The following is a 21,917-nucleotide window of genomic DNA, read 5'->3' on the forward strand; positions in this document are numbered from 1 at the left end:
CGGAGAGTATCATGGACTTCTGGACCGGTATCGAAACGCTAAAGGGTCAATGCGGCGCGCAGATTGGTGATTTGCTGCGAAATGATAATCGAACCGCGCGGATGCGGGCCCAAGAGGGGCCCTTTTTGTTCGATATGTCTAAGACGTCGCTGACATCCGAGGCGCTCGATATCCTGTTGGAGATGGCCGCCGGGGTCCCTGCGCGCCGTGATGCCATGTTCGACGGCGCTGCCATCAACGAAACCGAAGGTCGCGCCGTTTTGCACACCGCGCTGCGCGGTGAACGGCCCGTGACGGTGGACGGGGCGGATGTGATGCCCGGCGTCATGGACACGCTGGCGCGGATGCGGGCGTTTGCGTCCGACGTGCGCGACGGGACGTTTCAGGGCCCCGGCGGGCGGATCACCGATGTAGTGAACATCGGCATCGGCGGCTCTGACCTGGGTCCGGCGATGGCGACGCTGGCGCTTGCTCCCTATCACGATGGGCCGCGGTGCCATTTCGTGTCCAACGTGGACGGCGCGGACTGGGCCGATACCGCCAAGGGTCTGAACCCCGCGACCACGCTGGTCATCGTCGCCTCCAAGACCTTCACCACGATCGAGACCCTGACCAACGCGCGCACCGTGCGCGACTGGATGGCCGAGGCGCTGGACGATCCGACTGCGCAATTCGCCGCGCTGTCGACGGCGCTGGACAAGACCTCCGACTTCGGGATCGACCCCGCCCGCGTCTTTGGGTTCGAGGATTGGGTCGGTGGACGCTATTCCATGTGGGGGCCGATCGGTCTGTCGCTGATGCTGGCCATAGGGGCGGCGAACTTTGACGCATTTCTGCGCGGCGCGCGCGCGATGGACGACCATTTCCGCACGGCGCCGCTGGATCGGAACCTGCCGGTCCTGCTGGCGCTGATCGGGATCTGGAACCACCAGGTCTGCGGCTACCCGACCCGCGCGGTTCTGCCCTATGACAACCGCCTGTCGCGCCTGCCTGCCTACCTTCAACAGTTGGAGATGGAGAGCAACGGCAAGGGCGTCACCATGTCGGGCGAGGCGCTGCAGGGCCCCGCGGGTCCGGTCGTCTGGGGTGAGCCGGGCACCAATGGCCAGCACGCGTTTTACCAGTTGATCCACCAGGGAAAGACGCCCGTGCCGTGTGAATTCATGGTTGCCGCCTTGGGGCATGAGCCGTCGCTGGACCATCACCACAAACTGCTGATCGCCAATTGCCTGGCCCAATCCGAAGCCCTGCTGAAAGGCCGCACACTGGAGGAGGCCCGCGCAAAGGTCGCCGACAAGTTCGAAGGTGCCGAGCTGGACCGCCAGGCCGCCCACCGCGTGTTCGAGGGCAATCGCCCGTCGACGACCCTGATCTATCCGAAACTCACGCCTGAGGTTCTGGGCGGGATCGTCGCGATGTACGAACACCGCGTTTTTGTCGAAGGCGTGATGCTGGGCATCAACAGCTTTGACCAATGGGGGGTAGAGCTGGGCAAGGAATTGGCAACATCGCTTGGCCCGCTGGTCGAAGGCGCGGATGCCACGGGCAAGGACAGCTCCACCCAGGCACTGCTGACCCAGCTGCTCGCCTGGCGCTAGGTTTTCGGGAGGCCCGGACGGGCCACCCGAACCCCGTTCAGTAAGGCAGCGGGTGCTGCTTGTGCGTGGCGTCGATTTCCGCCACCAGATCGTCGGGCAGGGTCATGTCCTGTGACTTCAACCCATGTGCCAACTGCTCTGACGTGGTCGCCCCCAGGATCGCCGAGCAATGGAACGGCCGCGTTTGCAGCCAGGCCAGCGACATGTGCACGGGGTCGATGTCATACTTTGCGGCCAGATCCAGATAGGCCTGCACCGCGGCCTCGGCCCGATCGTTCCAGCGACCGCCGAGGTTGCCGTTGATCGACATGCGGGATTCTTCGGGCAACGCGCCGCCCTGGTATTTCCCGGTCAACAGGCCCGCCGCCAGAGGTGAATAGGCCAGCATGGTGATGTCTTCGTAGCGCAGCACCTCGGCCACGTCGGTATCCGGCTGGCGCTGAGTCAAATTGTAGTCGTTCTGCAGCGATACAGGCCGCCCCGGTCCGTCGCCTGCGGCGGCCACCATCTGCGACAGGCCCCACGCGCTCTCATTCGAGGGGCCATGCGCCCGGATCGTGCCGCGCTCGATCTCCCGCTCCAGGGCGCCGATGCAATCGGACAGGTTCTGCACGATGGCGGCGCGGTCTCCCTTGGGGCGATAATGCCAATACTGTCGAAAGCAGTAGCTGCCCCGGTTCGGCCAGTGGAACTGATAGAGGTCGATGACCTCTGACTGAAGCCGCTTGAGCGATCCTTCGATGGCGCGCGGAATGCTCTCGGGGGTGATTTCGGCCCCGTCATGGACGACGCCCCCTTCTCCACCGTGCTTCGTGGCGATCTTGATGCGCCCGGAGTTGCCCTTGGCGATCCAGGTGCCGACGATCTCTTCGGTGCGACCGGCACCTTCCTTGGTCATCGGATTGACGGGATAGACCTCGGCGGTATCGAGCCAGGTGACACCCGCGTCGACGGCCATGTCGATCTGGTTGTGGGCATCGGCTTCGGGCGTCTGCGTGCCGTAGGTCATGGTGCCAAGCATGATCTCGGAAATGGTGTCGTTGCGGCCAAGGGGGATGCTGCGCATGGTGCGTCTCCGGGTAGGTGAGGGGGGGGCGGCGCGGGCCGTCCTACAGGTCGAGGGTCAGCCAGACCGGCACATGGTCGGACGGCTTGTCGCGTCCGCGCATGTCTGTCTGGATCGTACAATCGGTCATGCGGTCGGCCACGGCGGGCGACAGCAGAAAGTGGTCGATGCGAATGCCGTCGTTCCGGTTCCAGGCGCCGGCCTGGTAGTCCCAGAACGAATAATGCCCACCGGCGGGGGTGCGGGTGCGGAACGCCTCGGTCAGGCCCAGGTTCAGCAGACGTCGCCAGGCGGCGCGGGTTTCGGGCCGGGCCAGGGCGTCTTCGGTCCAGGCCTCGGGCCGCTTGGCATCCCGCGCGTCGGGGATCACGTTGAAGTCTCCGGTCATCAGAAACGGCTCTTCGGCGGCCAGCAGTTCGCGCGCCCGCGCCTCCAACCGGGCCATCCAGGCCAGTTTGTAGTCGTATTTCGGCCCCGGTGCCGGGTTGCCGTTCGGCAGGTACAGCCCGCAAACCCGCACCGCGCCGCCGTCGCCGATCACCGTGCCCTCGATATAGCGCGCCTGTTCGTCGTCTGCGTCGCCCGGCAGGCCCCGCGTCACGTCCTCCAGCGGGGTCTTCGACAACAGTGCGACGCCGTTGAACCCCTTTTGACCATGGGTGTGCAATTCATAGCCCGCATCCTCGACGACTTCGCGCGGAAAGGCGTCGTCCAGCGACTTGATTTCCTGCAATACGGCCACGTCCGGCGCATCCTCGCGCAGCCAGGCGGCCACCGTTTCATAGCGCGCCTTGATGCCGTTGACGTTGTAGGTGGCGATCTTCATGACGGCTCCTTCGGGTCTCGCACCGGTCTAGGTCAGCGTGTGGGCATTGTCACCCACACGGGCCCTGTCTTCCTCTGGCCTCAAATACCCGGCCTTATGTATCAAACGCACCAAGGGGTTGAGCGGTGATTAATGCGCTGGTATTGGCGATACTAATCTTCAGCTTGGAGTATGAGTTCTCCAGAAGTTCGCCGACTTTTCACTGCCGGATAGAACGGACCCTTAGCTATCCCTGCGCGAAGAACAATTCTCTCACTGTGATTGTCTCCGAAGACATCAGACCAAGAAACGACCAAGCTAAACTCAATGACATTTGCCGTTTTTGCGATTGCAAGAACGTTGCCCTTTTCACCTTCAAAGCCCATGTAAACCGCGCCAACAGATTCAGAGAAATGAGCAGCGTCAAAAAAAATTTCGCAAACCCCATCCCCTTGCGCCGAAATGGGGTCGTTGCTCCATTCAGCATTAACACTACTAGCATTTTCCAGAACTCTCGGCATAACAGGGATGCCGCCCACTTTTTCAAAAACGCAAGTGCCAGAGAGCGAGACATCTTTTGCGGGCGATTGCCCAGTGTTGGAAACCTCCAAGACAGCGCGAGAAAGATCACTTTTGATTTCAAATTTGGCACTTTTGCAATGCAAGTACGCCCTAACTTGAGCTCGTCCAATGGCCCTAGTGTCATCAGCCATTCGCTCAGCGGTATCGGCTGCTCGTCTCGTATGGTGCAGAGTTCGTATAATTGCGATCAGGGCGGCAAACGTCAGAATAACGGTTCCAGCGGTGGCGTAGAACATAAGTTCCGCCCACCAAGCCATACCCTCTTGAGCATCAAGATCGCGGGCGGCGTTCTCTCGGGCGCGGTTTGTTTCGTTCTGATCTACTTCGGATTTAAGTTTGTTGATCGCGGCTTCGATGGCTTCGAGCGCAATGACCGCTTGAACGGGGTCAAATTCTGGCTGTTCGGGGCGATCCTGGCCATCAGTAGCGCTGTCTTCTTGCCTTGGTTGATCTTCGGTAGCGGGCTGTTCTTGAGCCGTCCCTGACGTAACTAAAGTTAGTCCAAGTGCAACTGCGATGATCCAACGGCTGATAGACATTGCAACATAAACGCGGCTGAAAACTTCCCACGGGACAGCTTGTTAGCGACGTTCACCTCTTTCTCACTGATTCCGACTTCGGCCAACTTCTCAACAAGTTGAGCGTAAGTCACGCCTTTACGCTTCAACTCTGCCTTGAGGAGGTTTGCAGCCTTGGATTCCCATGTATTCTGATCTGGCATCTATCACCCATGATGTAAAATATAACGCATGCAGTAGATACCCGATTGCAAACAGTATGTCACTATACTATATTCGATATGAAAATAACGGATACGGTAGATCATGGCACAGCACTTCCTTCTCTCAGCAGCATCGCGCACCACGTCCCTTCGTGCGATCTACAAGGCTGGTGAAGATGCGGCCTATGCCACGTTCTGCCAAATGCGCTGGCCGGAGACGGACGGCGAAGCCGTGTGCCCCGTTTGTAGCCATGGCGAGACGTACAAGATCACCACGCGCCGCAAGTTCAAGTGCAAGAACTGCCACCACCAGTTTTCGGTCACGTCCGGCACCATCTTCGCATCCCGCAAGATGGACTTCGTTGACCTGTTGGCCGCGATCTTCATTATCGTGAACGCCTCCAAGGGCCTCTCCATGGTGCAGCTTTCCCGCGATCTGGACTGCCAGTACAAGACGGCCTTCGTTCTGGCACACAAGCTGCGTGAAGCCATGGCGCAAGAGGTCCAGACGGGCGAAGTTCTGGAAGGTCACGTTGAAATCGACGGCGCGTATTTCGGGGGCCATATCCGCCCCGCCAACGTCAAGGCAGACCGCGTTGACCGTCGCCTCAAGCGCCACCAGACGGGCAAACGCCGCGTCGTCGTCGCCCTACGGGAGCGCACGGGCCGCACCCTGCCTTTCGTCGCCATGACTGAGGGCGAAGGCGTGGCGCTGGCAAACGAGAACATCAGCCGCATGGCGACTATCTCCGCCGATGAAGCAAGCCACTGGGACATGCTCCACGCTGGCTGGGACGTTGACCGCGTGAACCATTCGGAAATCTACAGCGACCACGGCAAGCACACCAACATGGTGGAATCTTTCTTCTCGCGCCTGCGCCGCATGGTTGAAGGCCAGCACCACGGCGTGAGCCCTCAGTACCTGCACCAGTACGCGAACCACGCTGCATGGCTGGAAGACAACCGCCGCACCGACAACGGGACGCTGGCCCAGATCGTCGTCAGCAACGCCATGGGTGCGCCTGTCTCGCGTAGCTGGAAGGGTTATTGGCAGCGGGCGGCTTGAATTTAGGGATAGACGGCATGGTTGCAGTCTAGCCAGATCACATGGAAGCAACTTCCGATAATCAAGCCAAACACTCTTCCATGCGAGTTGGACGAGATTGAGAACTGCCAAGGCTGGTAAGATTCAAACTGCTCATTCAGATGAGCGAAACCCGCCGGACGGGCCGTCCGGTCCCAGTCAACGCCGTGGCTACGGATTGATTTGCTCCTAGACCCGCAAAATTCGGCCATGGTCCAGCTAGAAAGATCTCTTAGCCGCTCCATAAGCGCCCGCGTGTATCCATCGGCAAATGTTGGCGGGCATACCTCGTGATCGTCGCTGTCGAAAAAGTTGAAAGAAAAGGTAAGCTTATCAGAGGCTTTCGATCCCTGAGTAACGCCAGATGGAGACGTTTTCGCCTTCTTGGATTTCTTAATCTTTGTCGGCAAGAGAGGCGTAAAACTCTTTGGTCGTGGTCTTGTCTATGAAAGCATTTGATGGCTGATCATCGGGGATACCGCCTCTTGCTTCGATCCAAGGCTGTTCTTGATGGGTCATGACCTCAAGCGCCGGACCCGTCTCTACACCAAACACGTCAACGATCTCACAAAGGTGCTGGGCGGTCGCCTGTGAAAAGTCGGGCCGCTCTATGTCATCGAGAATAGGTCTCCAGCGGTACTCCTTGAATCGATGATATTGCGACAGCGCAACAGGGCCATGCACCCAAGCTTGGAATCTTTCGGAAGTTATTTCGGAGCCATACAGTGCCATGTGCCATGCGTCGGCATAAAACATAAGCTTCTGTAGCTTGAGAGGCGTCAACAGGTCGCCCCTCTCGCGACTTTCTACGATGAGAAAGTCCGCAAGCCTAGCTGATGCGTCGGGGTGGTCGCAGGGGTGCAGAAGATGATCCATATTCCTTACGTAGCTTGAAATTTGCGCATGAGGAATCCCTGTAGCGAAAAGTGATTAAGAGAGAGTCATATTCGCCAAACGACCCCCTCATGCCGCACAGCCCCGCGCCGCTTCAACTTATCCAGTGCCTGCGTTGTCCGAACATAGCAGGCTCTCTCGCCTATCTCCGGCCTGTTAGCCGCCACATGCGCCACGATCTCGCGCAACGGCTTGGGGCCGTCCCTCAGCGCTTCCATGACAAGCCGGGCCATGTGCCCCCTCCGTGCTGCGTCTGGCTTCTTCACGGGCAGGACAGATGGCATGGGAACGCATCGCATTGCTAGCAGCGCTTCGACATGCCGTAAGCCGTCGCCATCTTCGCGGATGATTTGCTTGCGAAGGGCCAGTAGCGCCCCGTTGATACTCTTGTCCTGCATGGCGGATAAGTAGCAGGGAGGGATTCACAAGTGTTGGTGCGTTTGCTGCCTAAGGCCGCAAATACCTCGGGGGAGTCCCGCAGGGACGGGGGCAGAGCCCCCGGATCGGGGCCGCAGGCCCCGATCCCGGCGGCAACCACACCGTCAGTCCCTCAGAACCCGATCTGCGCGTTTGCGCACCAGCACCGTCCGCAGGTCGTGCATGGCCAACAAAAGACGGTCGGTTACCGCCTCCAATTCCGCCTCGCTGGCCTGGCTTTGCGCCCAATGGGCGGTCAGGTTCAGGTGGTCGACGGCCCGCTGGATGTCGTCCACGATCCGCGCGTCAAGTTCCGCCCGCCGTGCGGTCATCCAGTCAGAAATCGCGGCCTCGTCCTCGGCGCTCAGCACCGTATCGCCCTGAGGTTTCACCGACCCGTTGTTGACGTTGACCGTCGCGATGTGGTCCAGCTCCAGCCGCCGTTGGCGGTTTTCGCTGTCCACACGGAAGACCAGCGCGCCGTTGTCCTTCACGCGAAAGTAATAAGGGGGCAGGCCGGTCAATTCACGATCCCCTGCGCCGCCTCGATCAACTCGGCTTCGTATTCGGTGCAGAAGGTGATGGAGCGGTCAGAGGGGTCATAGAAGGCGTTCGCCTCGTCGCAGGGGGCCACGCGCACATCGACGTTCTCGGCCAGCTGCAATTCCGCGTTCAACGCGGCCACCTCTTCCGCAAGGACCGCACCGATCCGACCGACCTCTGCGCCGCTCAACCGTAGGCTGTCGCCGCCGCCGCGGTCGAGCATCGCATCCAGCACTTCGCCCCAGGCCACCTCCGCTTGCTCGTATTCTCCGGGGCAATAATCGGCCCGCTCCTCCGGGAGGCCCATATCCTCGGCGTAGTCGGATCGGCCCTGTGGATCGGCACCGTAGAACAGGCATACCGTATTATAAAACCGCTGCTCATCTGGGCCGTGGACATCCCACCAGGGATGATCCTCGCCCCTTTCCGCTCGGGCGCGGGCCTCGGCATCGAAGCCCAGCGCATAGTCGTAGGCCAGATCCAGCGCGACCTCCGGCTCGAAGACGGCTTCGGTCAGGACAACGGCGAAAACATCGGCGGCGTCTTCTTCCTGGCCGAAGATCGGAACGTCCTCGACATCGATCAGGGCGTGGCCGAGTTCGTGATAGAAGACGCTGAGGATGTTGGCCTCGACAAAGGCCTCTTCCTGCTGCGACAGGTCCTGTGCCGCAACCGGCAAGGCCGAGAGAAGAAGAAGCGCCGCTGCCTTCACGACAGTCCCTCGCAGAAGCGTTTGATACGGGCACAGGCCTCGGTCAGTTGCGCGTTGGATGTGGCGTAGGACACGCGGAAATGCGGGCTGAGCCCGAAGGCCGCGCCAAAGACGACGGCCACGCCTTCTTCCTCCAGCAGGGCCGTTGCAAAGGCTTCGTCGTCGGTGATCTCGGCCCCGCCCGCGCTGGTCTTGCCGATGCACCCCGCGACCGAGGGATAGACGTAGAACGCCCCCTCCGGCACGGGACAGGTGATGCCGGGACAGGCGTTCAGCCCGGCGACGACCAGGTCCCTGCGACCTTTGAACAGCGCCTGGTTGGGACGGATGAAGTTCTGCGTCCCCTCCAGCGCCTCGACCGCCGCATATTGCGAGATCGAGCAGGGGTTCGACGTCGATTGTGACTGCACCTTGCGCATCGCGCGGATCAACTCTTCCGGACCTGCGGCATAGCCGATCCGCCAGCCGGTCATGGAATAGGCCTTGGACACGCCGTTCATGGTCAGCGTCCGATCATACAGGGCGGGCTCCACCTCGGCGGGCGTGGCAAAGACGAAATTGTCGAACACCAGATGCTCGTACATGTCGTCGGTCAGGATCCAGACATGGGGATGACGCATCAGGACATCTGTCAGGCCCTTCAACTCCGCAGCCGAATAGGCGGCCCCCGTCGGATTGGACGGGGAGTTGAAGATCAGCCATTTCGTCTTGGGCGTGATCGCCGCCTCCAAGGCCTCGGGTGTCATCTTGAAACTGGTTTCGATCCCGGCCTCGACCACCACGGGTTCGCCCCCCGCCAGCAGCACCATGTCGGGATAGCTGACCCAATAGGGGGCCGGGATGATCACCTCGTCGCCGGGGTTCAGCGTGGCGACCAGGGCGTTGTACAGCACCTGCTTTCCGCCGGATCCGACGGTGACCTGTGCGGGGGTGTAGTCGAGTTTGTTGTCGCGTTTGAACTTGGCGCAGATCGCGGCCTTCAACTCGGGGATGCCGTCGACGGCGGTGTATTTGGTCTTGCCCTCGGCGATGGCACGGGCACCGGCCGCCTTGATGTTTTCGGGCGTGTCGAAGTCGGGCTCTCCGGCACCGAGGCCGATGACGTCTCGTCCAGCGGCCTTGAGCTCGGCCGCCTTGGTCGTGACCGCGATGGTGGGCGACGGTTTGACGCGGGCAAGGGTGTCGGACAAGAAGGCCATTGGGTCGTCTCCGGTTTGCGGTAACTCAATTCCCGTCCTAGGTTGCACGGGACCTGCAAGCAAGGAGCGGTAGAATGACACTGGACGAAGACAGCGGCGAGAGTCCGCGCGACTGGTTCCACCCCGAAACCACGACCCTGGGTGATCGCCTGGCCGGGGCCCGCGAGGCCGCCGGTCTGTCACAGCCGGAATTGGCGCGTCGGTTGGGGGTCAAGGTCAAGTCGCTGCGCAACTGGGAAGCGGACCAGTCGGAGCCCCGCGCCAACCGTGTGCAGATGTTGTCGGGCATCCTGAACGTGTCGCTGGTCTGGTTGCTGACCGGGCAGGGGCAAGGCCTGGAAGATCCACAGATCAGCGCCGAAGAAGAGGACAGCGACCTGTTGCAGGAAATCGCGGACCTGCACCGCAAGGCCGCCAGTCTGGCCGAGCGAATCGCCCTACTGGAGACGCGCCTGCGCGCCCGTCTGGCGGTGGACGCATGAGCGCCGATCTGGAGACCCGCCGCAAGCGTCTGCGCATCCGGGCCTGGCGCCGTGGTATCAAGGAGATGGACCTGATCCTTGGTGGCTATGCCGATGAAATGCTGGCCGGGATGGAGGCGGATGAGATCGCGCTGTTCGAGGCATTGCTGGGTGAAAACGATCACGACCTGTTCCAATGGGTCACCGGTCAGGTCGCGGCTCCGCCACGGTTTGCCCCGCTGATCGCGATCCTGTCGTCACGCGCGGCCATCGCCTCGTCCGGTGGATAACTTTTCAGGTTTTAACGGAATACTAGGACTTTTCGGGGCAAAACCCTCTCAGTTGAGAGCAGACCAGGGTGCCAGAGATGAGCCGACTAGAGAATTTCCAGCCGCGCAACGCTCCGGACTTCATGTCCGGATACCTCGACGCGCTGACATTGGTGGAACGGCTGCACAGGCTTCTACTCGATGTCATCAAGGATGAGTTCGAGCGGCTCAACATCCTGGAAATCAACGCCGTGCAAGGTTTGCTCCTGTTCAATATCGGCGACCACGAGGTCACTGCGGGCGAATTGAAGACGCGCGGTTACTATCAGGGATCCAATGTCAGCTATAATCTCAAGAAACTGGTGGAAATGGGCTACATGCATCACCAGCGTTGCGAGATCGACCGCCGCGCGGTGCGTGTCCGCCTGACCGAAAAGGGGCGGGAGGTGCGCAACGCCGTCGAAGCGCTGTTCGGGCGTCACGCTGACGGCATTCGCCACACCGGCGTGTTGTCGGATGCAGGCCTGATCGAAATCGTCAGCACCCTGCGCCGGGTGGAGCGTTACTGGAGCGATCAGATTCGCTATATCTACTGATCCGCGAGACACCCGCGTCCGGGCGATCAGAATTTTGCAAAATTCTGATCAGTTTCTTGCAAGAAACTGACTGCGCCCGGGGGGCATCCTGCGGTTTCAGGCTCCGGTGTCGCCCTCAAGACCGCCGCCTCTGAATCTCCTTGCACCCCTGCCATCGCCTCCCTAGACAGGCCGTCGATTTGCACCCGCCACACCCGGCGGGGTTTTCGCATATGGGGGGCCGCGATGGCCCTGGCAGGACAGATAAGGACGAGACACATGCAGGTGACCGAGACCCTGAACGAAGGCCTCAAGCGCGGCTATACCATCAAGGTCCCCGCGGCCGACCTGGACGCGAAGGTCAACGAAAAGCTGGTCGAAGCGCAGCCAGAAGTCGAGATGAAGGGCTTCCGCAAGGGCAAGGTCCCGATGGCCCTGCTCAAGAAGCAGTTCGGTCAGCGTCTGATGGGCGAAGCCATGCAGGAGAGCATCGACGGCGCCATGTCGAAGCACTTCGAGGAGTCGGGCGACCGCCCTGCCATGCAGCCCAAGATCGAGATGACCAACGAAGACTGGAAGGAAGGCGACGACGTCGAGGTCGCGCTGTCCTATGAGGCGCTTCCCGATGTGCCCGAGGTCGATTTCTCCGGCGTGAAGATCGAGCGTCTGGTCGTCGAGCCCGCCGAGGCCGACGTCAACGAAGCGCTCGAAAGCCTTGCCGGCAGCGCGCAGACTTTTGAGGCCAAAGACGGCGAAGCCGCCGATGGGGATCAGGTTGTCATCGACTTCCTGGGCCGCGTCGACGGCGAACCCTTCGAGGGCGGTGCCGCCGAGGATTACCCCCTCGTGCTCGGTTCCAACTCCTTCATCCCGGGCTTCGAAGAGCAACTGGTCGGCACCAAGGCCGGTGACAGCAAGGATGTCGAGGTGTCCTTCCCGGAGGAATACCAGGCCGAGCATCTGGCGGGCAAAGCCGCCGTTTTCGAGTGCACCATCAAAGAGGTGAAGGCCCCCGCCGAAGCCAAGATCGACGATGAGCTGGCCAAGCAGTTCGGTGCCGAGGATCTGGCCGCGTTGACCGGCCAGATCTCGGAGCGTCTGGGTCAGGAATATCAGGGTGCCGCGCGACAGGTGATCAAGCGCCAACTGCTCGATCAACTGGACGGTCTGGTGACCTTTGACCTGCCGCCCTCGTTGGTCGAGGCCGAGGCAAGCCAGATCGCGCACCAACTGTGGCACGAGGAAAACCCCGACGTCCAGGGTCACGACCACGCCAAGATCGAACCCACCGACGAGCATAACGCCTTGGCCCAACGCCGCGTGCGCCTTGGCCTTCTGCTTGCCGAACTCGGCCAGAAGGAAGGCGTCGAAGTGACCGATGCCGAGATGACCCAGGCGATCATGAACCAGGCCCGTCAGTATCCGGGTCAGGAGCGGGAGTTCTTTCAGTTCATCCAGCAGAACCAGCAGGCTCAGCAGCAGCTGCGCGCCCCGCTGTTCGAGGACAAGGTCATTGACCTGATCCTGGAGCGGGCCGAAGTCACCGACAAGTCGGTCACCAAGGAAGAGCTGCAGGCCGAGGTCGAGAAGCTCGAAGACGCATAAGACGTATCGCGCGGCGCAAGGCCGCTGCGGAGAAGATGAAGGGCACCCGGACGGGTGCCCTTTTTCGTATCAGCCGCCCGGTGTCACATGCAGGACCGACCCATTGCCAGAGTCGATCAGCACCAGAAAACTGCCGTCCGCCAGGACTTCGATGTCCCGCACCCGGCCCACGTCGCGCAGCAGGCGCTCCTCCTCCACGACCACGCCGTCGTCCAGCGACAACCTCACCACGCCGCCGGGGTTCAGCGAGGATGCCAGGATGTCGCCGTTCCAATCGCCGAACGCCGCGCCCGCGTGAAAGGCCATGCCCCCCGGTGCGATCACGGGGTCCCAGAAATAGACCGGTTGCTCCAACCCCTCGCGGACGGCGTCGCCGGACCCGATGGCCCCACCGCGATACCGTTCGCCGTAACTGATGACCGGCCAGCCGTAGTTCAGGCCCGGTTCCGGTCGGTTCAACTCATCCCCACCCTTGGGTCCGTGTTCGATGGTCCAGAGCGTGCCATCGGCATCCACAGCCGCGCCCTGAATGTTGCGATGTCCCAAGGACCAGATCGTATCGATCGCCCCCGCCACCCCGACGAACGGATTGTCGGCAGGCACCGACCCATCGCGGTTGACGCGGATCACCTTTCCATAGGTCTTGTCCAGGTCCTGCGCGAACAGCCGCTCCTGCTCCGATGAATGCTCGCCCGTGGTCACCGCGACGGTGCCGTCGGCCAGAAAGACGACGCGGCTGCCAAAATGCATCGGATTGCGCGAGGCGGGGGCCTGGACGAAGATGTCCTTGACGTCGGCGAGACCACTCAGATCCTTGGCCAGGACACCCCGTGCCGCGGCGGTGGCGCTGCCGCCTTCGACAGGTTTGGCATAGGTCAGATAGACCTCGCGCGTCGACGCAAAATCGGGCGCCAGGGCCACGTCCAACAGGCCGCCTTGCCGCGCGGCCAGCACCTCGGGGGTGCCGGACAGGGGGGGCGATAGCGTGCCGTCGGGTGCCAGATGGCGCAGCCGTCCTGGGCGTTCCGTCACCAACCAACCCGCGTCCCCCGGCAGGGTCGCAATGCCCCAGGGATGTTCCAGCCCGCCCGCCAGACGCTCCATGTTCAGTGTCACGTCGGACGGGGTCAGCGGTGCGCGGAACTGCTCGCGGAAGGCGGGCGGGAAATCGGTGTTTTGTGGGCCCCAGTCAAAGTCCTGCGCCGCGACCCCCATAGGGGCGAGCGCGAGGATCAGGGCAGGGGGCATGGCTATGGGGCGCATCGGCAATCTCCGGTTGCAGGGCATGACACATAGCTAGTGCAGGCATCGCACCGGTCACCTCACCTCTGCGTCAGTGCTGGACCTGAGGACCTGCAGGGGGCAAACAGGATCCGCCCGCAAGATCCCCGGAGGTGCCGATGGCCAACCCTCTCTACGACCGACTTTTCGGCCGACACGCCGGGCGGGACGCCCCCTTTGTGCATTTGTCGGACGAGCGCCGCATCAGCTATGCGGATTTCCATACGATGGCCGGGCGCTTTGCGTCGGCGCTGACGGCGATGGGTTTGAACCCCGGCGACCGGGTCGCCGTGCAGATCGAAAAATCCGTGGAGGCGCTGGCGCTCTATGCGGCCTGCGTCCGCGCGGGGTTGGTGTTTCTGCCGCTGAATACCGCCTATACGCCGGAGGAATTGGGGTACTTCGTCCGCGATTCCGGCGCGGCGCTTTTGGTGTGCGATCCGGGTCGGGCGGCGGCCCTGTCCGCGCTGAATGCGCCACGCCTGGAAACCCTGTCGGGCGATGGCAAAGGCACCCTGGCTCTGGCCGCAGCGGGCGCAAATCCGGGCTTCGACACTCTCGACCGAACCTCGGACGACCTGGCGGCGATCCTTTACACGTCGGGCACGACGGGCCGATCCAAGGGCGCGATGCTGAGCCAGGAAAACCTGCTGTCGAACGCGTTGACCCTGGCCCGGGCCTGGCGTTTCACCTCAGACGACACGCTGCTGCATGCGCTGCCGATCTTTCACACCCATGGTCTGTTCGTGGCGACCAATGTGGTTCTGGCCACGGGTGGCGCGATGATCCTGCTGCCGAAATTCGACGCGGGGGCCCTGATCGACGCGATGCCCCGTGCGACCGCCTTGATGGGGGTGCCGACCTTTTATACCCGGTTGCTGGACGACCCGCGATTCACCGGGGATCTGGTCGCGCATATGCGGCTGTTCACCTCCGGCTCTGCGCCGATGCTGGCCGAGACGCATCGCCAGTTCACCGACCGGACAGGCCACCGTATCCTGGAACGTTACGGCATGACCGAAACGAACATGTCGACATCGAACCCCTACGACGGCGACCGCCGCCCCGGCACCGTGGGTCTGCCCTTGCCGGGGGTAGAGCTGCGGATCATGGCGGATGGGGCACCGGTCCCACCGGGTGAAACGGGAACGATCGAGGTGCGCGGGCCGAACGTCTTCAAGGGGTATTGGAACATGCCGGAAAAGACGGCGGAGGAGTTGCGGCCCGACGGTTGGTTCGTGACCGGCGACCTGGCCACGCAAGAGCCGGATGGCTACGTCACCATCGTCGGGCGTGGCAAGGATCTGATCATCTCCGGCGGGTTCAACATCTACCCGAAAGAGCTGGAGCTGCTGCTGGACGTCCAGCCCGGTGTCCTTGAATCCGCTGTCATCGGCGCGCCTCACCCCGATTTCGGAGAAGCTCCGATCGGGGTGCTGGTCGCTGAACCGGGCGCCACCCTGAACCTGGAGCAGATCGCGGCAGAGGTTGGACGGCGCCTTGCCCGCTACAAGCACCCCGCCCGCTACGAGGTCGTGAGCGAGCTGCCGCGCAACACCATGGGCAAGGTCCAGAAGGCCGCATTGCGCGACCGCTACCGCGCGGCGCTGACGGGCTAGGGGGCTGCCCAGACAGTATCGGGTTGAGTTTGGTGCCCCTTGAGGGCCAAGCGCCTGCCCTTCGACAGGGGGACCAACATTGCCTGCGGGGGGCCGGGGGCCGTGCCCCCGGCGGATCGGCCCGCAGGGCCGACACCTTACATCGTCATGCGGAACCGCAAGAACCCCGCGTCAGAGACGCCGGCCTCTTCCAGAGAGACACCCGGCACGCCGTCAGCATAGGAGGCCCCGCCCGGTCCAGTTTCGAAGATCGCGGTCGTGCCCTCCATCGGGACAAAGGACCAGTTGCCGTCCGCCGAGGGGCTGATGGTGCCCTGTTCGACGATGTAGCGGACGATCACGTCGCGGTTGGTGTCCGGCGCCTCCAGGATGATCGTCGATCCGTCGGCTCCGGGGAAAGATCCACCGCCAGAGGCGCGGTAGTTGTTGGTGGCGATCACGAATTCTGCGGTCATGTCCAGCGGCGCGCCGTCGTAAGTCAGATCCACGATGCGGTTTGCCCCCGCGTTCACCACCGCCCCGTCACGGTCGAAGCGGGCAGGCTGCGACAGGTCGATGCGATAGCTGACCCCGTCGATGACGTCGAAGTTGTAGCTGGGGAAATCCGGGTTCAGCAGGATCGCGTCCTGGGCCCCGGCCTCGACCTGGTTGAACATGCCAGCCGAACGTTCCAGCCAATCCTTGACCTGCTGGCCCGTGACCTTCACGGCGCGCACCGTGTTCGGATACAGGTACAGGTCCGCCACGTTGCGGATCGCCACGTCGCCTGCCGGGACGTCGGTGAAATACTCCGGCCCGCCCCGGCCACCGGCCTTGAACGGTGCGGCCGCCGACAGGATCGGCAGGCCCGCGTGTTCGGTGCCGGCCAGCAGCTGCTCGACGTACCATTTCTGCGCGATGGATACGATCTGGACCGAGGGGTCATCGGCCACCAGCGCGAAATAGGAATGCAACGGCGCGTCGGTCTTGCCCACGGCGCGGCGGACGTAGGCCAGCGTGTCGTCGTGATCTTTCTGCGTGGCGGCCAGAACCTCCGCGTTGCTTTCGACCTGCGGCTGCCAGGACCGATCCTCCTGCCGGATGGCGATGGGCCGCAGCTCCTGCTCGGAGGCGGCAATACGCCAGCCGCTGCCATCGCGTTCCAGCATCAGGTCGATCAGCCCCATGTGAGACCCCCAGAAACCGGGCATCACAGCGGGCTTGCCGTGGATCGTGCCGGCGGCGGCATCGACGCCCTCGATCCCCTCATAGGCGCTGCCGGGGAATTCGCGGTGGTGGTGGCCGGTCAGGACGACGTCGATACCGGGCACAGCGGCCAGCGGGATCGAGGCGTTTTCCATCATGTCCTCGTGCTGCGCCGCGCCGATGCCCGAGTGCGACAAAGCGATGACAATGTCGGCCCCCTGTTCCTTCATCTGGGGGACATAGGCTTCGGCGGCGGCGACGATGTCGCGCACGGTGACGTTGCCTTCCAGATGGCGGCGGTCCCACTGCATGATCTGCGGGGGCGTAAAGCCGATGATCCCGATCTTGATCGGATGCTCGGCCCCTGCGCCGTCGGTCAGGGTGCGGTCCAGAATGGCATAGGGTGGGACCAGGGTGGTGTCGTCGGTGATCGACGCGCCCGCCTCCTTCACGACGTTGGCAAGAACAACGGGGAACCCGGCACCGGCCAGGGATTTCATCAGGAAATCAAGACCGTAGTTGAATTCATGGTTGCCCACGGTGGCCCCGTCGAAACCAACGGTGTTCATGGCGGCAATGACCGGGTGCAGGTCGCCTTCTTTCATGCCCCGTTCGTAAGCGATGTAGTCGCCCATCGGGTTGCCCTGCAGAAAATCGCCATTGTCGAGCACCAGCGCATTGCCGCTTTCGGCGCGCACGTTTTCGATCAGGGCGGCGGTGCGGGCCAGGCCGACGGTGTCCACCTCCCGGTCGCCATAATAGTCGTAGGGCCAGACGTGGACGTGCAGGTCGGTCGTTTCGCAGATCCGCAGATGCGCCTGACCGGCCTGGGCGCGGGCGGCAAAGGGATGGACAATGACCAGACCGGTGGCGGCGGTGCTGGCGAGAAAGTCGCGGCGTGTAAGGGGCATGGCAGGTCTCCGGCAAGGTGATTCCGCCGCCATGTTACGCCCTAAGATGACGTGCGCACGACATTTCCTTGCGTCAGCCCAATCAGAGCGCGCCGCGGGTCAAGTCCGTGGTCGGGCCGCTGCCTCCAATGCCAGGATGTCCGTCGCAGGCAACTGCGACAGGCGGACCCGCGTCTCGGCCGGGATCAGCCCGCGCAATTGCAGATCCAGATACCGCAGACAGCAAACCCGCAGGAAGGACGTGAAATTGCCGATGTCATGCCCGGCATCCAGGCTCTCGTTGTAGAGCCGGTGGAGGAGTTGCGGGACGCTCAGGTCGTCCCGCGCGCCGATGGCCTCCAACACCTGCCAGAACAGCGCCTCCAACCGGACGGAGGTGACCATGCCGTCCATGCGAAACGACCGCGTTTGCGGTGTCCACTGCGCGGGATCGGCGTCGATGAACAGCTGGCACATGGCAAGGCCCCCTTAGCGGCCGAGACGTTCCTTTACGTCGGCGGCAAAGTCTTCGTAGCGGCGCAGGCTCTTGACCTCTACCTGAACGTGGTTGCCCATCTTCTGCATGATCGGCAGGTCGAACAGAATCCGGTCCAGATCGTCCGGCGTCTCGACGTCCACGATGGCCAGAACCTTGCGCTCGCCCACCACCTTCCACAGGTCGCGCACGACGCCTGCGGATTTGGCCCCAAGGGCGGCGTCCGCCTCTTCGGCCCAGACGCCCAGCAGGCCCTGCTGTGCCATGGTGGAATCGTATTCAACGGTGAAATCAAGTCTATAGAGCATCTTATCCCCTCCCAAGGATGTGGTGATGTCAGGTAAAGCGGCCCAGGCGGGCCATGACCTCGATCTGATAGCCATCGGGGTCGGCAACGAAAAAGAACCGGGCAAAGGGGGCGCCGTCGCGGTCAAAATCGACGATCTTGCGCGGGGCGGCCCCCATGTCGGTCAGCCGCGCGTGCGTGTCTTCCAGATCGTCGACGACAAGGGCCAGGTGGCCGTAGCCGTCGCCCAGATCATAGGGTTCCGTCTGGCTGTCGTTGATCGTCAACTCCAACTCGAACCCGCCGGGTTCTGACGCCATGTAGATCAGCGTGAAACCGTCGAACGGAAACCGCCCGACGATCTTCAACCCGAACGCCGCCTCGTAGAACGCGACGGAGCGCGCTTCTTCGAGGACCCGGATCATGCTGTGAGCTAGTTTGGTCATTCTGTCCTCCCTCATCGCCTGGATAGCAGGCCTGCGGGCGCAACGGGTATTACGTCCTTAATACGCGCGACTTTCGTAGTCCGGTGGCCTTGCGGACCGGTCTGGTCCGGCCGACTGCTACGCCTCGCGCTTGCGCGCCACGGTGACAACTTGCGTAATGGTGAAGAAAAACCGTCCGTCACGGTCCAGCGCAAACTGCTCATCGAACCAGGCCTGCGCCACCTTCTCGGGGACCTCGCCGCTGCTGACGGCAAAGGCGCGCATGAGATGCAGCATCGTCATCGCCAGTCCATCCGGCTTTAGCCGATGGTCCACAAAAGGTACCGGCACCTGAGACGTTACCTCATGTCCCTGCGCGCGGATCAATCCGGGCAGTAGGGCGGGCACCTCGCCGCAGGTGAAATGGCCATCCCAGGCGCTACGTACCCGCGACATCCGTTCATGATCGTCGCTGTGCCAGGAAAAGGTGCCGAAATGCAGGTCAGCGATGACGAGCCGGCCACCCGGTCGGATGCAGCGCAGCGCGTCGGCCACTGCGGCATCCAGATCGTCCAGATACTCGAAAACCTGAACCGAAACGGCCCCGTCCGCGACGCCGTCTGGCACCGGTAGGGCATCGGCGCGTCCCGCGAGGATCTCGATCTGCGGCGTATCGGCATTACGCGCGCGCGCCAGGCTTCGCATGTCGTCGCTTGGATCGATCCCGATGATCCGTCCTTCTGTCCCTACGGCACGGGCCAGTTCTTCGGCCAGCAAACCGCTGCCGCATCCGATGTCCAACAGCGTCTCGCCCGGGAGAGGTGTCAGCGCGTCGAAAGAGGCGCGTCTGCGCCGGGTCATGTCGGCCCCCTGATAGGCCGTATCCAATAATCGCGCCGTGTCCGCGTCGAAGGTCAGCATCGTTGGCCCCCCTTTGGGTCCGAACTGTCAGCGTACCACAAATGCGGATCTTCTGCGCGCATACGAAAAAGGCCGCCCCGAAGGGCGGCCTTTAATCTTAGTCGTCGGAGGCGATCAGACGGGCTGATCGTCGCCGCTGTTGCCTTCGGGCGTGTCGACCGGGCCGGCGTCGTCGAATTCATCGGCAGCGCCGCCGATGTCGTCGAACAGGTTCGAAATCTCGAACTCGGCGGCAGCCTCTTCTTCGGCGGCCAGTTCCTGGATGGACTTGCCCGCGGCCTGAAGCTCGGCCTCTTCGGCGGAACGCGCGACGTTCAGCTCGATCTCGACCTCGACTTCGGGGTGCAGGATCACGGTGACCTTGTGCAGGCCCAGGTCCTTGATCGGGGCCTGAAGGGCGACCTGAGCGCGGCTGACGGTGAACCCGCCATCGGTCGCGGCTTCGGCGGCGTCACGGGTGGTGACAGAGCCATAGAGCGCGCCCGAGTCGGAGGCCTGCCGGATGATGACGAACTGCTCGCCGTCCAGCTTGGCGCCCAGCGCCTCGGCCTCTTTTTTGGTTTCCAGGTTGTCGGCTTCCAGCTGGGACTTGCGCCCCTCGAAAGCGGCGACATTCGCCTCGGACGCGGTCAGCGCCTTGCCCTGCGGCAGCAGGAAGTTGCGCGCATAGCCGGGCTTGACGTCGACGACGTCGCCCATCTGGCCCAGCTTGGCCACGCGTTCCAGAAGGATCAGTTGCATGTGCTCGTCTCCTTATTTCACGGCGTAGGGCAGCAGGGCGAGGAACCGGGCGCGCTTGATCGCACGGGCGAGGCGACGCTGGTTCTTGGCCGAAACGGCGGTGATACGGGCCGGGACGATCTTGCCACGCTCAGAGATGTAACGCTGAAGCAGGCGCGTGTCCTTGTAGTCGATCTTCGGGGCGTTGGGGCCATCGAAGGGATCGGTCTTGCGACGGCGGAAGAAGGGTTTGGCAGCCATTGTCCGGTCTCCTTATCGACGTTCGCGGCGCTCGGAGCGCTCGTCACGTTTCTGCATCTGGACCGAGGGGCCCTCTTCGTGGGCGTCGACCTTGACGGTCAGGACGCGCATCACGTCGTCGTGCAGACGGGCCAGACGCTCCATCTCCTGCACGGCGGCCGAAGGGGCGTCGGTGCGCAGGAAGGCGTAGTGGCCCTTGCGATTCTTGTTGATCTTGTAGGCCATGGTCTTCACGCCCCAATACTCGCTTTCGACGACGGTGCCGCCGTTGTCCGCGAGAACGGTGCTGAAGTGTTCGACAAGGCCTTCGGCCTGCGCGTTGGACAGATCCTGACGCGCGATCATGACATGCTCATAGAGCGGCATGTGAGCTCCTGTTTTTCTATCGCGTGTTTCATAGTCCGGACTAGAACCCGCCGCCCGGACACGAGAGGCCACGCAGAACATTCGTCTGGCGGGATGGGCGGGGTATAGCGATCCGGGGGAAGGGCGCAAGGGGGCGCAGACCGGTTTGGAGCAGGCATCCATCGACGGGCCCGGCGGGGGCGACAGGCAGGGGCGTGGCGGCGGTCAGGCCAACGGTGCCCTGCATCACGTCGCGGCGCGCTTACGCACAGAACCTGTTTGCGGATCGGTCTTGGTCTTTTTTGCTGCACGGTCAATCTGTCACCCATCGTAACCCACCCCACCGGAGCCTTCCATGACCCGTTTTCCCGCGCTGACCCTCGCCGCAGCCCTGCTCTCCTCGCCCGCTCTCGCCAGCGATGTGGGCGGCAGCTACACGCTGGACCCCAGCCACAGCCAGATCGTGTTCAGCTACAGCCACCTGGGGTTTTCGACGACCTTCGGCATGTTCTCGGGTTTTGAGGGTACCATCGACTACGATGCCGCCACCCCCGAAAATTCGTCGGTAATCGTCTCCATGCCGACGCTGTCGATGTTCACCGGTTGGGAACAGCGCGACGCGCATTTCACCTCGCCCGACTTTCTGGATGCAGCCGCCAACGACACGGTCACCTTCACCTCGACCGGGATCGAAGTCACCGGCGAATATACCGCGCTGATCACCGGCGACCTGACGCTGGGCGGCGTGACCAAGCCGGTCGTTCTGGACGCCAAGCTGAACCAGGCCGCCAACCATCCCCAGGCCAACGCCCCGTGGATCGGCTTTGATGCGACGACGACGCTGCTGCGCTCCGACTTCGATGCCGGCGCCTTTGCGCCCTTCGTATCTGACGAAGTCGAGGTGCGGATTTCGATCGAGGCCCAAAAAGTCGAGGGCTGATCCCCCGTCTGCGTCTG

At 62.8% G+C, this 21,917-nt stretch carries 25 protein-coding genes; 8 read left to right on the plus strand and 17 right to left on the minus strand.

Annotated elements, in window-relative coordinates:
• The first annotated feature begins 11 nt into the window (after positions 1–11).
• Positions 12–1,598 (plus strand): glucose-6-phosphate isomerase, encoded by a 1,587-nt coding sequence (gene pgi, locus K3551_RS09940; protein WP_259912890.1) that lies wholly within the window; start codon positions 12–14, stop codon positions 1,596–1,598.
• Between the two features lie 37 nt (positions 1,599–1,635).
• Here the strand turns inward: pgi and K3551_RS09945 are convergent, their stop codons facing one another.
• From K3551_RS09945 to K3551_RS09960, 4 genes are all read right to left on the minus strand, one after another.
• The gene (locus K3551_RS09945) at positions 1,636–2,664 is read right to left on the minus strand and encodes an aldo/keto reductase (protein WP_259912891.1); all 1,029 of its coding nucleotides are present in this window, start codon (positions 2,662–2,664) and stop codon (positions 1,636–1,638) included.
• Positions 2,665–2,707: 43 nt separating this feature from the next.
• Entirely contained in the window at positions 2,708–3,490 is a 783-nt protein-coding gene (gene xth, locus K3551_RS09950; protein ID WP_259912893.1) for an exodeoxyribonuclease III, read from the minus strand.
• A 152-nt stretch (positions 3,491–3,642) separates the two neighbouring features.
• On the minus strand, positions 3,643–4,590 hold the full coding sequence (locus K3551_RS09955) for a hypothetical protein (RefSeq protein WP_259912894.1): 948 nt from the start codon (positions 4,588–4,590) through the stop codon (positions 3,643–3,645).
• A complete protein-coding gene (locus K3551_RS09960) occupies positions 4,548–4,772 on the minus strand; it encodes a DUF6471 domain-containing protein (protein WP_259912895.1) in 225 nt (74 codons plus the stop codon). Before K3551_RS09960 ends, K3551_RS09955 begins: the two co-directional genes overlap by 43 nt.
• A 103-nt stretch (positions 4,773–4,875) precedes the next feature.
• Here K3551_RS09960 and K3551_RS09965 point away from each other — a divergent pair, with 103 nt between their 5' ends.
• The gene (locus tag K3551_RS09965) at positions 4,876–5,838 is read left to right on the plus strand and encodes an IS1595 family transposase (protein WP_259912896.1); all 963 of its coding nucleotides are present in this window, start codon (positions 4,876–4,878) and stop codon (positions 5,836–5,838) included.
• 411 nt (positions 5,839–6,249) lie between these two features.
• Here the strand turns inward: K3551_RS09965 and K3551_RS09970 are convergent, their stop codons facing one another.
• The 4 genes from K3551_RS09970 to K3551_RS09985 all read right to left on the minus strand — a co-directional run bounded on the left by K3551_RS09970 (position 6,250) and on the right by K3551_RS09985 (position 9,621).
• Positions 6,250–6,732 (minus strand): Panacea domain-containing protein, encoded by a 483-nt coding sequence (locus K3551_RS09970; RefSeq protein WP_259912897.1) that lies wholly within the window; start codon positions 6,730–6,732, stop codon positions 6,250–6,252.
• 560 nt (positions 6,733–7,292) lie between these two features.
• Entirely contained in the window at positions 7,293–7,691 is a 399-nt protein-coding gene (locus K3551_RS09975; protein ID WP_259912898.1) for a hypothetical protein, read from the minus strand.
• A complete protein-coding gene (locus K3551_RS09980) occupies positions 7,688–8,422 on the minus strand; it encodes a DUF4344 domain-containing metallopeptidase (RefSeq protein ID WP_259912900.1) in 735 nt (244 codons plus the stop codon). The genes K3551_RS09975 and K3551_RS09980 overlap by 4 nt, the downstream gene beginning before the upstream one ends.
• Positions 8,419–9,621, minus strand: coding sequence for a pyridoxal phosphate-dependent aminotransferase (locus tag K3551_RS09985; RefSeq protein WP_259912901.1), 1,203 nt, complete (start codon positions 9,619–9,621; stop codon positions 8,419–8,421). The genes K3551_RS09980 and K3551_RS09985 overlap by 4 nt, the downstream gene beginning before the upstream one ends.
• A 74-nt stretch (positions 9,622–9,695) precedes the next feature.
• Between K3551_RS09985 and K3551_RS09990 the strand changes: the two genes are divergently transcribed.
• The 4 genes from K3551_RS09990 to tig all read left to right on the plus strand — a co-directional run bounded on the left by K3551_RS09990 (position 9,696) and on the right by tig (position 12,531).
• Positions 9,696–10,103, plus strand: a complete 408-nt coding sequence (locus K3551_RS09990; RefSeq protein WP_259912902.1) for a helix-turn-helix transcriptional regulator — start codon at positions 9,696–9,698, stop codon at positions 10,101–10,103.
• Entirely contained in the window at positions 10,100–10,372 is a 273-nt protein-coding gene (locus K3551_RS09995; protein ID WP_259912903.1) for a succinate dehydrogenase assembly factor 2, read from the plus strand. The genes K3551_RS09990 and K3551_RS09995 overlap by 4 nt, the downstream gene beginning before the upstream one ends.
• 77 nt (positions 10,373–10,449) lie before the next feature.
• Positions 10,450–10,947 (plus strand): MarR family winged helix-turn-helix transcriptional regulator, encoded by a 498-nt coding sequence (locus K3551_RS10000; protein WP_259912904.1) that lies wholly within the window; start codon positions 10,450–10,452, stop codon positions 10,945–10,947.
• Positions 10,948–11,205: 258 nt separating this feature from the next.
• Positions 11,206–12,531: a trigger factor gene (gene tig / locus K3551_RS10005; protein ID WP_259912905.1), complete on the plus strand. Its 1,326-nt coding sequence runs from the start codon at positions 11,206–11,208 to the stop codon at positions 12,529–12,531.
• A gap of 69 nt (positions 12,532–12,600) precedes the next feature.
• Here the strand turns inward: tig and K3551_RS10010 are convergent, their stop codons facing one another.
• Entirely contained in the window at positions 12,601–13,794 is a 1,194-nt protein-coding gene (locus K3551_RS10010) for a PQQ-dependent sugar dehydrogenase (protein ID WP_259912906.1), read from the minus strand.
• Between the two features lie 137 nt (positions 13,795–13,931).
• Here K3551_RS10010 and K3551_RS10015 point away from each other — a divergent pair, with 137 nt between their 5' ends.
• Positions 13,932–15,431 carry a malonyl-CoA synthase gene (locus K3551_RS10015; RefSeq protein ID WP_259912907.1) on the plus strand — a complete coding sequence of 500 codons (1,500 nt, stop codon included), beginning with the start codon at positions 13,932–13,934 and terminating at the stop codon, positions 15,429–15,431.
• A 137-nt stretch (positions 15,432–15,568) separates the two neighbouring features.
• On the opposite strand, the gene K3551_RS10020 is transcribed toward K3551_RS10015, so the two are convergent.
• From K3551_RS10020 to rpsF, 8 genes are all read right to left on the minus strand, one after another.
• Positions 15,569–17,527: a bifunctional 2',3'-cyclic-nucleotide 2'-phosphodiesterase/3'-nucleotidase gene (locus K3551_RS10020; RefSeq protein ID WP_259912908.1), complete on the minus strand. Its 1,959-nt coding sequence runs from the start codon at positions 17,525–17,527 to the stop codon at positions 15,569–15,571.
• A 99-nt stretch (positions 17,528–17,626) separates the two neighbouring features.
• Positions 17,627–17,983 carry a ribbon-helix-helix domain-containing protein gene (locus tag K3551_RS10025; RefSeq protein ID WP_259912909.1) on the minus strand — a complete coding sequence of 119 codons (357 nt, stop codon included), beginning with the start codon at positions 17,981–17,983 and terminating at the stop codon, positions 17,627–17,629.
• Between the two features lie 12 nt (positions 17,984–17,995).
• Entirely contained in the window at positions 17,996–18,310 is a 315-nt protein-coding gene (locus K3551_RS10030) for a muconolactone Delta-isomerase (protein ID WP_259912911.1), read from the minus strand.
• A gap of 28 nt (positions 18,311–18,338) precedes the next feature.
• Positions 18,339–18,734 (minus strand): VOC family protein, encoded by a 396-nt coding sequence (locus tag K3551_RS10035; RefSeq protein ID WP_259912913.1) that lies wholly within the window; start codon positions 18,732–18,734, stop codon positions 18,339–18,341.
• A gap of 117 nt (positions 18,735–18,851) precedes the next feature.
• Complete coding sequence (locus K3551_RS10040) at positions 18,852–19,634, minus strand: methyltransferase domain-containing protein (protein ID WP_259912914.1); 783 nt, start codon at positions 19,632–19,634, stop codon at positions 18,852–18,854.
• A gap of 114 nt (positions 19,635–19,748) precedes the next feature.
• On the minus strand, positions 19,749–20,375 hold the full coding sequence (rplI, locus tag K3551_RS10045) for a 50S ribosomal protein L9 (RefSeq protein ID WP_259912915.1): 627 nt from the start codon (positions 20,373–20,375) through the stop codon (positions 19,749–19,751).
• Between the two features lie 12 nt (positions 20,376–20,387).
• Positions 20,388–20,615, minus strand: coding sequence for a 30S ribosomal protein S18 (rpsR, locus tag K3551_RS10050; protein WP_259912916.1), 228 nt, complete (start codon positions 20,613–20,615; stop codon positions 20,388–20,390).
• A 12-nt stretch (positions 20,616–20,627) separates the two neighbouring features.
• Positions 20,628–20,981, minus strand: a complete 354-nt coding sequence (gene rpsF / locus K3551_RS10055) for a 30S ribosomal protein S6 (RefSeq protein ID WP_259912917.1) — start codon at positions 20,979–20,981, stop codon at positions 20,628–20,630.
• A gap of 334 nt (positions 20,982–21,315) precedes the next feature.
• Between rpsF and K3551_RS10060 the strand changes: the two genes are divergently transcribed.
• Positions 21,316–21,900: a YceI family protein gene (locus tag K3551_RS10060; protein WP_259912918.1), complete on the plus strand. Its 585-nt coding sequence runs from the start codon at positions 21,316–21,318 to the stop codon at positions 21,898–21,900.
• Positions 21,901–21,917 lie beyond the last annotated feature (17 nt).

The sequence above is a fragment of the Jannaschia sp. M317 genome (assembly GCF_025141175.1).
Classification (GTDB): domain Bacteria; phylum Pseudomonadota; class Alphaproteobacteria; order Rhodobacterales; family Rhodobacteraceae; genus Jannaschia.

What these genes read in the sequence shown, in the direction of transcription:
- pgi (WP_259912890.1), top strand. Translation starts at nt 12, where the DNA reads ATGGACTTCTGGACCGGTATCGAAACGCTAAAGGGTCAATGCGGCGCG.
- K3551_RS09945 (WP_259912891.1), bottom strand. Translation starts at nt 2,664, where the DNA reads ATGCGCAGCATCCCCCTTGGCCGCAACGACACCATTTCCGAGATCATG.
- xth (WP_259912893.1), bottom strand. Translation starts at nt 3,490, where the DNA reads ATGAAGATCGCCACCTACAACGTCAACGGCATCAAGGCGCGCTATGAA.
- K3551_RS09955 (WP_259912894.1), bottom strand. Translation starts at nt 4,590, where the DNA reads ATGTCTATCAGCCGTTGGATCATCGCAGTTGCACTTGGACTAACTTTA.
- K3551_RS09960 (WP_259912895.1), bottom strand. Translation starts at nt 4,772, where the DNA reads ATGCCAGATCAGAATACATGGGAATCCAAGGCTGCAAACCTCCTCAAG.
- K3551_RS09965 (WP_259912896.1), top strand. Translation starts at nt 4,876, where the DNA reads ATGGCACAGCACTTCCTTCTCTCAGCAGCATCGCGCACCACGTCCCTT.
- K3551_RS09970 (WP_259912897.1), bottom strand. Translation starts at nt 6,732, where the DNA reads ATGGATCATCTTCTGCACCCCTGCGACCACCCCGACGCATCAGCTAGG.
- K3551_RS09985 (WP_259912901.1), bottom strand. Translation starts at nt 9,621, where the DNA reads ATGGCCTTCTTGTCCGACACCCTTGCCCGCGTCAAACCGTCGCCCACC.
- K3551_RS09990 (WP_259912902.1), top strand. Translation starts at nt 9,696, where the DNA reads ATGACACTGGACGAAGACAGCGGCGAGAGTCCGCGCGACTGGTTCCAC.
- K3551_RS09995 (WP_259912903.1), top strand. Translation starts at nt 10,100, where the DNA reads ATGAGCGCCGATCTGGAGACCCGCCGCAAGCGTCTGCGCATCCGGGCC.
- K3551_RS10000 (WP_259912904.1), top strand. Translation starts at nt 10,450, where the DNA reads ATGAGCCGACTAGAGAATTTCCAGCCGCGCAACGCTCCGGACTTCATG.
- tig (WP_259912905.1), top strand. Translation starts at nt 11,206, where the DNA reads ATGCAGGTGACCGAGACCCTGAACGAAGGCCTCAAGCGCGGCTATACC.
- K3551_RS10010 (WP_259912906.1), bottom strand. Translation starts at nt 13,794, where the DNA reads ATGCGCCCCATAGCCATGCCCCCTGCCCTGATCCTCGCGCTCGCCCCT.
- K3551_RS10015 (WP_259912907.1), top strand. Translation starts at nt 13,932, where the DNA reads ATGGCCAACCCTCTCTACGACCGACTTTTCGGCCGACACGCCGGGCGG.
- K3551_RS10020 (WP_259912908.1), bottom strand. Translation starts at nt 17,527, where the DNA reads ATGCCCCTTACACGCCGCGACTTTCTCGCCAGCACCGCCGCCACCGGT.
- K3551_RS10025 (WP_259912909.1), bottom strand. Translation starts at nt 17,983, where the DNA reads ATGTGCCAGCTGTTCATCGACGCCGATCCCGCGCAGTGGACACCGCAA.
- K3551_RS10030 (WP_259912911.1), bottom strand. Translation starts at nt 18,310, where the DNA reads ATGCTCTATAGACTTGATTTCACCGTTGAATACGATTCCACCATGGCA.
- K3551_RS10035 (WP_259912913.1), bottom strand. Translation starts at nt 18,734, where the DNA reads ATGACCAAACTAGCTCACAGCATGATCCGGGTCCTCGAAGAAGCGCGC.
- K3551_RS10040 (WP_259912914.1), bottom strand. Translation starts at nt 19,634, where the DNA reads ATGCTGACCTTCGACGCGGACACGGCGCGATTATTGGATACGGCCTAT.
- rplI (WP_259912915.1), bottom strand. Translation starts at nt 20,375, where the DNA reads ATGCAACTGATCCTTCTGGAACGCGTGGCCAAGCTGGGCCAGATGGGC.
- rpsR (WP_259912916.1), bottom strand. Translation starts at nt 20,615, where the DNA reads ATGGCTGCCAAACCCTTCTTCCGCCGTCGCAAGACCGATCCCTTCGAT.
- rpsF (WP_259912917.1), bottom strand. Translation starts at nt 20,981, where the DNA reads ATGCCGCTCTATGAGCATGTCATGATCGCGCGTCAGGATCTGTCCAAC.
- K3551_RS10060 (WP_259912918.1), top strand. Translation starts at nt 21,316, where the DNA reads ATGACCCGTTTTCCCGCGCTGACCCTCGCCGCAGCCCTGCTCTCCTCG.